The sequence below is a fragment of the Tolypothrix sp. PCC 7712 genome (assembly GCF_025860405.1).
Lineage (GTDB): Bacteria > Cyanobacteriota > Cyanobacteriia > Cyanobacteriales > Nostocaceae > Aulosira > Aulosira diplosiphon.
On record NZ_CP063785.1, the window covers coordinates 7,112,066 to 7,123,775 of the forward strand.

The following is an 11,710-nucleotide window of genomic DNA, read 5'->3' on the forward strand; positions in this document are numbered from 1 at the left end:
AAGCCTTCCTTGATTATTGCAGATTAAGCCACCAGTTCTCGCGATCGCACTCGTGGCATTACTTCTTCAGCAAAACGTTTCATTTCTGGAGGAAAAGGTTGGAATTGCAGCATGAAAGTATCTACACCAACTTCCACAAAGTCTGTAATTCTCGCGGCTACGGTGTCATAACTACCAACTAACCCTGCAGCAGTCCCGCCATTACTTCCCACCCCTGGATATTTCGCCATATTCTTGAACATGACTACATCTGGTTCCACGCCTTTCATCAGTTCCGTTCTGTCGTCTTGTTGGGCGAGTTCTCGCAGGTATTCATATTCGGCTTGGGCTTCTGCATCAGTAGGCCGTGCAATGACAAAAGCTGACATGGCAAACCGCAGAGGATGAGGTTTTTTCCGTTCCCGCTTCCTCACATCAGCAATAGTTTCCCTGATGACATCTAAAGGACGACCATTAAGAAAGAATACATCTGCTGTTTCCATTGCGAGATTCTTCGCCGCATCCGATTCTCCTCCTAAATATACAAGCGGATATGGTTGGGCGATAGGACGAGGACGCAAGCATAAATCGCTAATTTGAAAATATTCGCTGTGATAATTAACTTTTTCCCCACTCCACAAAGCTTTTACCACTTCCATCCACTGCTGAGAGTAGCGATAGCGTTCATCATGGGGTAGGAAAGGTATGCCGGATTTTTGCAATTCCGGCATAAACCAGGCGCTGATTAAATTAATTGCAAACCTACCGCCACTAATGGCATCAATATTTAGTGCCATTTTTGCCAAAACTACCGGATGAAATAGCAAAGGTTTAATGGCGGCGATAATTTCTATAGATTTAGTGGCTTCTGCTAGGGCGGCTGCGGTTGTCCAAGTCTCCAGCTGGTCTAATTCTTGATTTCTCGGATTGATAATGTGTTCGGCGATGAGAGTGGTGGTAAACCCATAGGTTTCTGCTAGTTGGATGAGTTGCTTGGCTCTGTTGTAGCTAGCATCACGGGGTTCATACGGATGGTTCATCGCGCCACAATTGCCGTAAACGGGAATCCAAATCCCGTATCGTGGCTGAGGCATATTTCTACACCCTTTTATACTAGAGGCTAATTCTGCTGAAATTCAGGCGGGACAGGAATTTGAACGTTTGATTTGATTAATTTTAATAAACTCCGGTTTTTTGACCAATTTACCGTAGTATTGGTATATAATAATTTCACAAATAGCTGACAAAAGCAATGGGTGAAGTAAAGAAAATTTGTAATTGTCAGTATGTGGGAGGTGGGGAATGGGGAATGGGGAATGGGGAATGGGTAATGGGGAATGGGGAATGGGTAAATAATCTATGGCTTTTGACTCTTGAGCAAAAATCCTTGCCTTTTGTTGTTCAATATGTGAAACTTTCTTTAATAAAATACTTAAAATCTACCAAGTTACTGTATTTTAATTGCATTGCGTAAATTTGCATAAAATCTCATGGCAAAAATGCCAAAGATTAATGTTTCTTAGCTAAGGATGGTAGGTCAAAAGCTTATTTTTATAACTCAGGGTGAAAATGCCGATTGTGATTGCTTGAGACTGCGTAGTTTATATAGTTATCTCTATTCAGAGATATATCAGAGAGAGCAAAAAACGCAATATTGATGGCTAACAAGTAAAGGTTTCGAGAGAGCAGTAAGCAAAATTTCTACATTTATATTCACAGACAATCACTCATAAATTAGGAGGTTTTATCGCATGGCATTGGAAACACGCGGAATGCACTTGAGCTTGAAGGAACTAAGCAAGTCTTTTGGGACAAAAACAGTTCTACAAAATATCGATTTAGAAATTAAGCCAGGCGAATTTGTGGCTATTGTGGGTCGTAGTGGATGCGGTAAAAGTACAATGCTGCGGCTAATTGCCGGCTTAGATGCACCAAGTGCAGGTGGTGTGTTTTTAAATGATCAACAATCTCACCAGCAGATTAATCCCACCATCCGTATGATGTTTCAAGATCCGCGACTTTTGCCTTGGCAACGAGTCATAGCAAATGTGGAACTAGGCTTACTAGGTTCTAACTCTAAAGCTTATGTGAGGCAGACAGCTTTACAAGTGCTGCGGGCGGTGGGATTAGAAGACCGCGCTCATGAGTGGCCATCTGTCCTTTCTGGTGGACAGCGCCAAAGGGTGGCATTAGCGAGAGCCTTAACTAGCAAACCTTCGCTATTGCTATTAGATGAGCCTCTAGGGGCGTTGGATGCCCTAACTCGCATTGAAATGCAACAATTATTAGAGAATTTATGGCAGGAGCAGCAATTTACCTCCCTGTTAATTACTCATGATGTGGAAGAAGCTGTAGTTTTAGCAGACAGAGTAGTTTTGATTGAAGATGGTCAAATTGGTCTGGATATCAAGATTGATTTTCCACGTCCCCGCTCTCGGGGTGATGCAGAGTTTGCCAAGACAGTTGAGAAGATTTTACAACGGGTAATGACTAGACAAGAAAGCGATCGCGCGTCTGATTATGCCCTTGATTCAGAAGCAGCTTAGAACAATTCGTAATTCGTAATTCGTAATTGAGAGGGGCAATGGTACAACTATTAGCTAAAGAAGAATCTCAAGATTGGATTTCCATAGCATCTTCTGTAGCTGCGGAACTGACAGCTACCGCAGTGGAAAGAGACCAAAAAGCCGGACTTCCAGATATAGAAATTCAATTGCTGCGGGAAAGTGGCTTATTACCTTTGGTAGTACCCAAAGAATATGGCGGTACTGGTGCAACTTGGGCAGAAGCTTTTAAAGTGATTCAACAACTCTCAACAGCAGATGGTTCTATTGGACAGTTGTATGGCAATCACCTGAATTTGACTACTTTAGCTCATGTTTCTGGTACAGTAGAGCAAAAATCAAGATATTACCGCGAAACAGCGGAAAAAAATCTCTTTTGGGCCAATGCCATTAATACACGCGATACTAGGCTAAAAATTACTCCTGAAGGCGAAAATTTTCGGGTTGATGGAGTAAAAAGCTTTGGTACAGGTGTGGCAATTGCAGATTTGCGGGTCTTCTCTGCTCTCCAAGATGGTGTAGAAGTGCCCTGGTTGTTTGTCATTCCTAAAGACAGACCAGGAGTAGTTTCTAACCAAGATTGGGATAACATCGGACAACGTCGCACAGATAGCGACACATTCACCTTTCATGATGTATTGGTAAAAAAAGATGAAATCCTGGGATATCCTCATCCTACTGATAGTGCTTTTGGTACATTTTTGGGAATCATCGCTCAATTAACCAAAACCTACATATATTTAGGGATTGCTGAAGGCGCATTAGCTGCGGCTAAAGAATACACCAAAACTCAAACTAGAGCTTGGATTACCTCTGGAGTAGACAGTGCCAGCAAAGACCCGTATATTTTGCGGCATTATGGCGAATTTTGGGCAGAACTGCAAGCCGCCATTGCTTTGAGCGATCGCACCGCCACCCAAGTGCAACAAGCTTGGGATCAAGGATCTGATTTGACTTTTGAAGAAAGAGGAGAAATTGCAATTGCTGTTTTCTCCGCCAAAGCCTTGGTTACCCGTGTGGGATTAAATATTACCAACGGCATCTTTGAAGTCACTGGAACCAGATCCACAGCTACTAAATACGGCTTTGACCGCTACTGGCGTGACCTGCGTACCTTTACCCTCCACGATCCAGTAGATTACAAACTCAATCACATTGGTAATTGGTTACTCAATCAAGAGTTACCAATTATTACTCAATATTCTTGATAGGCTATGGAGCATTGAGTAGTTGTTATTTCTTCCCTACTTCCTTTGCTCCCCAATCCCCAAAAGTTCTTTGGCTCCAAGATAGTTGCCAATGGGGATCGTTAATTAATTGTGCGATCGGGCGTTGCATATTTGCGGGATGAATTCAGACTTCGGGAAAAAGCTAAAAGTCGATTCTTTGCGCCTTTGCGCCTTTGCGTGAGACAAAAATCATCCCATCAATCAGCAACGCCTGCGATCGCCCTAGCAATCACCTGTATCATCAACAAAACTCAAATATCTACTTCAAAATAGCGTAACGCACCATTTTCCAGGCTGTTCCCTGGGTCGATGAAAAATTTCACGACTCATTTAGGCTCGCTATAGGTATTTGAATGATAAACTCAGTTCCTTTTCCTAGAGAGGAATTGCATTCCAGTAACCCAGCGTGTTTATCTACTACAATTTGTCGAGCGATCGCCAATCCTAATCCTGTGCCTTTACCTACAGCTTTCGTAGTAAATAAATGCTCGAATATCTGCTGTTTTACTTCTGGACTCATCCCCAGAGCATTATCAGCAATAGAAATCTTTACATGCTTCTCTTGTAATGAAGTTTTAATGGTAATTTGGTTGGGATTTGCTTGAATTTCTGCCAAACTCCGCCCATTGTTTGCTTCTTCTAAAGCATCAATGGCATTTGCTAAAATATTCATAAATACCTGATTTAATTGTCCAGGGAAACATTCAACCTGTGGTAAATTACCATAATCGGTAACCACCTCAATAGCTGGACGTTGTTCGTTAGGTTTGAGACGATGTTTCAGAATTAAAATGGTGCTATCGATACCTTCATGGATATTAAAAGGTACTTTGTAATCTTTATCTGCTCGTGAAAAAGTGCGAAGACTGGTACTAATATTTTTCAGGCGATCGCACGCCATGACCATTGCATCCATCATCTTCGGTAAGTCTTCTTGGATGTAATCTAGGTCAATTTCTGTGGCGTGGTCAATAATTTCTTCAGTTGGATGAGGTAGAGTTTGCTGATATAAGTTCAGATGTTCGCTAAGATCAGCAATTGTGGGTTTAGCTTGTTTAAGACTGGCAGAAATAAAACCGAGAGGATTGTTCATTTCATGGGCTACACCTGCTACTAAATTTCCCAAAGCTGACATTTTTTCACTTTGGACAATTTGTAATTGAACTTGTTGTAAATCTTCTAGTGCTTGTTGGACTTTTTGATAAAGTCGAGCATTTTCTAAAGAGATGGCTGCTTGGGAGGAAAGTAGATTAATTACTTGCAAGCGTTCTTGAGTAAATACTCCGCTTGTGAGTGGATTTTCTAGATAGAGAATACCCACTAAATTTCCTTGGTTAATAATTGGTGTGCATAATACACTTTTTGGTTGATGCGTGAGTATATATTCGCTAATTAGCCCAGCAATCTCTATTTGACAATTATCTATAACAATAGGTAATTGGGTATTTTTGACATAATTGATAATTTTTATAGGTACATCTTCACAGATATCTAGTAATTGTAATTCAAGGATTGTTTGGATTTCACTTTGAGAATTAATAGAAGTGATTGCTCGGATTTTCCAAGTATCTTCTTGGGGAAGAATTAAGACAGATTTTGTTGCGCCCGAGTTTTCTAAGATAATTTTTGTGAGACTAGTAAGGAGTTCATCTAATTCGATACTACTAGAAATAGTTTGAGCCGCTTTTAGTACGCTGGTAAAATCTAGAATTTCAGAAATATTGCTGCTACTAGCCGTGGAACTATGAGCAGATGAAGATGTTTTACGAAAGACAATGGTGGAAATTGTTTCCCAGGGATTAGGGTTAATTCGTCTTTGTTGCAGTATGGGTTTTAGTAGCTGGGGATAGCGTGTTTCTAGGTCATCGGTTTTGGCTAAACTACCCCAACGGCTATAACAATAATAGGCTTGTTGCATATATCCTGCGGCAACAGTTTCTTTTCCCCAGTCAAGGTAGAATTTAGCCGCTAGTTCGTTGGCTAAGGCTTCTTCTTGAGTGAAGCCGTTGCTGTTGGCAAGAGAAATAGCGCGATCATAATAATCTCCAGCTTCATATTTGCTTTCTAAAACTCGATATTTTTCTGCATTGACTAGGTTGAATTTATGTAAATAATTCATCGGGGCGTGACTAGCCCAAACTTCCATTTTTTCCTGATTAGTTTGAACTTTTTCTAGAATTGCTGGTTGCTCAGAAAGTGGAACTCTAGAATACAAAGCTAATCTTACTAAAGAATCATAAAAATAAAATAGAGGCACAACAACCAGTCCAGTAACTCCTCCTAGAGATTGTTCTGCCATTTCCGCATTATTTAAGGCTTTTTCATAGTCATTGAATAAATAATTAATGAATAGTTTATTGACAAACAGGTGATTAATTGTATATAAATCATTAGCTTTTTGATGAATATTCAGCATAGTTTCTTCATCATAAGCCTTACCCACTAACTTATCTAAATGTTCGGATTTTCCCTGGAGGTTTAAAACAGTTTGGTAATAAATTGAACTCCAATAAAAAGCAACTTGTTGCTTGATTTTCTGCAAAGAATCAACATAAACGCTAAAATCTTTTTCCAGATTTTCTAGTTCCTTACCTAACCAAAAAGAATGAACTGGATAAATATAAGCACAATAACCAGCATATTCAAGGTCGCCTGTTTCTAGCCCTGTAGAATAACCTTCGAGCGCAGGTGATAATGTGTCCTTAATATGCTGTTGCCAATGGGCTATGTGAGCATTAACAACGGTCAATATCTTTGCTTTTAGTTCTGAGGAATTAAATTTGGATAATATGCCCAAAGCTAATTTCCCAAATTCACAGCCAGCATTAATATCACTAAAGGCTCCACAAAGCAGCAATCCATACAAACTATAACCATAGGCAGAAACGGGAGTATTACCGTATTTAATCGATAACTGCACCATTGCAAAAGTAATTAAGGGAACCATCACCGGATCGCTTTGAAAAGCCGCAGGTAGGACTCGCATTAAAATTTTCATCGCTGCGATGTTTTCTGGTTTTGTCATTATCGGTAAATGAACTAATTCTGCGATGGATTTACCTTGTAAATTGTCAATAACTTGCTGTAAACCTTGTTGAATATCTAAGGGTGTTGGTTGTTCAGGAAATTGAATCCCTAATTGTTGTAAAATTGAACGGGCAATTTGGATTCCTTCTATTTGTTTGCTTTGCATAATGCAAGCAGTAATCTGAATTTCGTAGATAAAAACCTGATCTAGTAATGTTTTGGCATTTCGCAGAATAATTTCTGTTAGCTGTTGCATCTGCTCAAAATTACCACTTAAATAAGCAGCTTCAGCAACTAATGTATGTAATTCTAATGTTAGTTGATATTGCTTTTCCCAGCTATCTTCGCAGAGTAATTCTAACCCAATTAGCGAATATTCCACAGCCGCAGTATAAGCAGTTGCCGCTTTGGCTTTTGTGCCAGCAATGAGATTTAATTGCGCTAATTGATTTCGTTCTTGGATATCGTCAATTAATATCCTACCAATATTTAATTGATTGACAATATCAAAAATCTGTTCTGCTTGTTTGGCTGGGGGAATGCTTTGTAAAAGCGTAGGTGTAGCCTGCAGTAGACATCGCCCAATTTGTAAATGAGTCTTTTGTCTGTCTGCTTCCTGAATCAGAGAATAAGCTGCTTGCTGAATACGGTCATGTAAAAATTTATATTTAAATATGTAGCGATCGCTAATTTTTAGTTGAGTTTTTTCTTCAGCATCTTGATAAAACTTATAAACCGCACTTTGGGGCAAAATAAAATCTGACTGCAAAGCTTTCCACAAAGACGCAGCAGTTTCTACTGCCGATAATTGGCAAACAATTGACAATGTTTTTAAATCAAAAGAGTTGCCAATACAAGCAGCATATTTTAATACTTGCTGTGTCGATTCTGGTAGTTTTCGTAATTGAAATACCATAAACTCAACAACATCGGAGGTGAGGGTTTGCTGATTTATTTGAGAGATATCACATTCCCAGCATCCTTCTCTCCAATTAAAATCAATTAATCCATCTTCATGTAATGACTTAAGAAACTGTGTAGCAAAAAAAGGATTACCTTGTGTTTTGCGATAAATTAACTGTGAAAGTGGAACTGCCAAATCTTCTGTACACTTTAATGTCTCAACTACAAGTTGATTTAATGTCGAGCGGCTCAGAGGTTGGAGGGTGAGTGTATTCACTATCGCCCCCGCGTTGTTAATGCCATTTAAGGTTATGATTAACGGATGAGCGTTCGATACCTCATTATCTCTATATGCACCAATTAAGAGTAAATATCCTTGATTTGTTTCTGCTATTAATAATTGAATTAACTTCAAGGAAGCAAAATCAGCCCATTGTAAATCATCCAAAAATATTACTAAAGGATGTTCTTTACTTGTAAATAGTTGTAAAAACTTCTGGAATAATAAATTAAATCTATTTTGAGCCGCAGTACCGGATAATTCTGTTGCAGGTGGTTGTTGACCAATAATTCTTTCTAATTCAGGAATGACATCAATAATCACCTGTCCATCGTTGCCTAATGCCTGAATAATTTTACTTTTCCATTGTTGGATTTGAGCATCACTTTCAGCGAGTAATTGCCCCATCAAATCCCGAAATGCTTGGACAAATGCTGAAAAAGGAATATTTCGATTAAATTGATCAAATTTGCCTTTAATAAAATATCCCCGTTGTTTAACAATGGGTTTATGAACTTCGTTAACTACGACAGTTTTACCAATACCAGAAAACCCAGCAACTAACATGAGTTCGCTGTCACCCTCAGAAACTCTGGCAAATGCTGCTAATAGCTGCTCAACTTCCTTTTCTCTACCATATAATTTTTCCGGGATGAGAAAGCGATCGCAAATATCCCGCTTACCAATTTCAAAATCATGAATCTCCCCGGTTTCTGTGATTTGTTCTAAACATTTTTCTAAATCATGCTTTAATCCTAAGGCACTCTGATAGCGGTCTTCCGCATTTTTCGCCATCAGTTTCATCACAATATCTGACAGTACTGGCGGAATCTCTTCCCTGTTCCCTAATACCGCAGGCATTTTAGCAATGTGACTATGTACCAACTCCATCAGATCTGCTGATTGAAATGGTAATTGACCCGTTAATAATTCGTAAAAAGTTACACCTAAAGAATAAAAATCAGTGCGATAATCAATCACCCGATTCATTCTCCCCGTTTGTTCGGGTGATAGATAGAATATTGTTCCTTCCAAAACTTGAGGATTTTTTAGGGATTCGGTTTCTCTAGGTAGTAAGGAAGCAATACTAAAATCTATTAATTTAACTTGTTTTGTTTCGGGATTAATTAAAATATTGGCGGGTTTAATATCTTTATGAATAATTTTATGATGATAGAGAAAATCTAAGGTATCGCACAGAGAGATAGCAATTGGTAAAAATTCCTGTAGAGGCGTTATCTGTAAAGTCTGATGGCTGAAATAATCCTTAAGGGAAATTCCCCCAAAGTCCTCCATCACCAATATATAAGAATTTTGGTAAGTTTCTAAGCTATAGGTTTGGATGATTCCTCGGAAGTCAAGATTTTTGGCAATAGTATATTGATTACGAAATTGTACCAGCTCGCTAAAGCTAGGATAAGAATTTTTCAGCAGTTTGATGACTACTCTTAAGGAATCTTGTTCTCGGATGGCTCGATATACCAAAGTCTTTGAACCATCATAAATGATTTCTTTGACTTGATATCCGGGAATAATAACTTGAGTGCTAACCATACTCATTGTATATTTGCGAGTTTCGCATTTAGTATTCCCAAATATGCAACAGTATTTAGCATTGCTGTAAAAACATTGACATCTATCATTTAGATGGGCAATTCCAGGTAACACAATTGGTAATGACTTACGTAGGGTAGCAAAATTAAATGAAAAAAAACAAATCTCAGAGATTGATGAGTTTTCCGGGTATGACAACCTTAATAGCAGTGATTGCTACTGTACTAGTACTACTAGGGGGGACATTTGAATTTGCTTTTGCGTCACAACCTAATGCTCAATTAGATATTGAAAAATTGACGGTTTGCTACGCTTTGGGAACAGATGCAATTGGGAGAGGAGATCTCCAAGGAGGAAAGAATATTTATCCGGACTGCTTTACACCGAATGCAACGATTACAGCAGTTTTCCCTGATGGAACCACCCAGACATATATCGGCACCAATGCTTGGGCGGATTTTGTTTATGCTGTATTCCAAGGGAATGGCTATGTAGCTACCCAGCATTTGATAGGTACAATCAACATTAACGTTAATGGTAATAATGCAACGATGACTTCCTATCTCCATGCGACTCACAAACGTTCTGATACAAGCATTGATGTTGCTAATGGTACTTATGAAGATGAAGTTATCCAACAAAATGGGCGTTGGAAAATTCGCCGTCGCACACTGAAACTCATCACTTTCTTAAACCTTTCTTCTCCTCCTAGTTCTCAGCGTTTAATGATGCCTTCAAACTAGGTTAATTTTTAGGTAACTCCAAAACATAAATTATTCCGCTTAAAGTCGTTGACTGTGGAATGTCAGCAATAACAATGGAAGATTTTTTGAATTGAAAGTACCTGATTGTCGTCATGGTAATAGTGATTGTAAATCATTTACTTATTGCCATTACTGACGAAGCGATTTGAGTTTGGGGAAAAGGAGAAAGGGTAAAGGTTAAAGGTTTTTTCTTCCCCTTTTACCCTTCCCCTTTTACCCTTCCCCTTTTACCCTTAACCGACAAGTATCAAGAATACCTTTAATCACAGCAGAAACGGTTTAGTCTGGTACAAAAATGATGGCGTAGCAATTTTTTATTGATATCAGCTTGCTTCTCTTCAAATACTATGAAATGCTTCACTAGTTCTAAACAGCGCCGCTTGTCAAAAATTCCTTGAATTACTATCTCTAGTTCAGTTTCTCCTGTGGCGGAGAAATCTTCACCATCAATACTGTGCCAAGGTAAAAACTCTTGCCAATCAGAGGTTACAGTTCCTACTCGTGCTTGACTTCCACAAGCAATAACTACAAATGCATTGTAGGTAAACAGTGTTGGTATCTGTTGTTTGTAAACTTGCAACCGTTGATAAGCTTGCTTGAGGCTAGTTTTTTGATTGTTGGGGTCAGTCCAGACAATTACTGCTAAAGGTATTCCATTAATAAAGACCACCACATCTAAATTGTGAGTATAATTGCCCTCAACAATCGTACATGGATGTATGACTAACCAATCGTTATTATGCAGATTTAATGGATCGAGCAGCCAGAGTTGATCGTTTACTATTTGCCCATCTTTGGGGTAACTAATTTCAATACCATCTGTTAAGAGTTTATGGTAGCGACGGTTATTTTCAACTAATAGACAATTATTTTTGGCAGTTAACTGAGAAATGGTATCTGCGATCGCAGACAATGGTATTGTCGGGTTAATTCTCTGCAAAGCCTTCAACAGGCGATCGCGCAAAATTACTTCACTATTACTATAACGTTGTGCTGGATGTCTAACACAATCAATGTCTGACTGCAAAAGCACTGTGTAGCCAATTACCTCGAACCAAGTTAAACAATGCTGCTGTAGGGTATACCAACCCAAAGAATTGCGAACTGGAAAGGTGAATAGTCGCGCTGCAATGGTTGGTGCGAGATGCAAGCGCTGACGCAACTTTCTGTCCTGGCTGCTGGCTTTGAGTGTTACTATTCTTGGCTGTGCTGGATTCATCAGCAGAGAAGCAGTGATTTTGTAATGAATACAAATGCTAGGTATTAGCCCTCAAGGAGCATATACTGGTTACCTAGTAATTATCAAAGCTGAAATCGATTATTTAAATTGTATCGGTTGTGCCAGTTTTACCAGTTAAGTTGGTAAAAATCTTCATAACTACTATTTCTGCAAGTTTTCGCATTGAAAAT

Annotated in this window: 7 protein-coding genes; 4 read left to right on the plus strand and 3 right to left on the minus strand. The window is 39.0% G+C overall.

Annotated elements, in window-relative coordinates:
• Positions 1–23: 23 nt before the first annotated feature.
• A complete protein-coding gene (locus HGR01_RS29215; RefSeq protein ID WP_045872190.1) occupies positions 24–1,073 on the minus strand; it encodes an LLM class flavin-dependent oxidoreductase in 1,050 nt (349 codons plus the stop codon).
• A gap of 215 nt (positions 1,074–1,288) precedes the next feature.
• On the opposite strand from HGR01_RS29215, the gene HGR01_RS29220 reads away from it, so the two are divergent.
• The 3 genes from HGR01_RS29220 to HGR01_RS29230 all read left to right on the plus strand — a co-directional run bounded on the left by HGR01_RS29220 (position 1,289) and on the right by HGR01_RS29230 (position 3,751).
• Positions 1,289–1,453, plus strand: coding sequence for a hypothetical protein (locus tag HGR01_RS29220; RefSeq protein ID WP_264264079.1), 165 nt, complete (start codon positions 1,289–1,291; stop codon positions 1,451–1,453).
• A gap of 277 nt (positions 1,454–1,730) precedes the next feature.
• Positions 1,731–2,525, plus strand: coding sequence for an ATP-binding cassette domain-containing protein (locus HGR01_RS29225; RefSeq protein ID WP_096621839.1), 795 nt, complete (start codon positions 1,731–1,733; stop codon positions 2,523–2,525).
• 38 nt (positions 2,526–2,563) lie between these two features.
• A complete protein-coding gene (locus HGR01_RS29230) occupies positions 2,564–3,751 on the plus strand; it encodes an acyl-CoA dehydrogenase family protein (RefSeq protein ID WP_045872188.1) in 1,188 nt (395 codons plus the stop codon).
• A 340-nt stretch (positions 3,752–4,091) separates the two neighbouring features.
• On the opposite strand, the gene HGR01_RS29235 is transcribed toward HGR01_RS29230, so the two are convergent.
• Entirely contained in the window at positions 4,092–9,536 is a 5,445-nt protein-coding gene (locus HGR01_RS29235; RefSeq protein ID WP_045872422.1) for an ATP-binding sensor histidine kinase, read from the minus strand.
• 149 nt (positions 9,537–9,685) lie between these two features.
• Between HGR01_RS29235 and HGR01_RS29240 the strand changes: the two genes are divergently transcribed.
• Positions 9,686–10,279 carry a nuclear transport factor 2 family protein gene (locus HGR01_RS29240; RefSeq protein ID WP_045872187.1) on the plus strand — a complete coding sequence of 198 codons (594 nt, stop codon included), beginning with the start codon at positions 9,686–9,688 and terminating at the stop codon, positions 10,277–10,279.
• A 280-nt stretch (positions 10,280–10,559) separates the two neighbouring features.
• Here HGR01_RS29240 and HGR01_RS29245 read toward each other — a convergent pair whose 3' ends face one another.
• Positions 10,560–11,519, minus strand: a complete 960-nt coding sequence (locus tag HGR01_RS29245) for a type I restriction endonuclease (protein WP_052335295.1) — start codon at positions 11,517–11,519, stop codon at positions 10,560–10,562.
• Between the last annotated feature and the right edge of the window lie 191 nt (positions 11,520–11,710).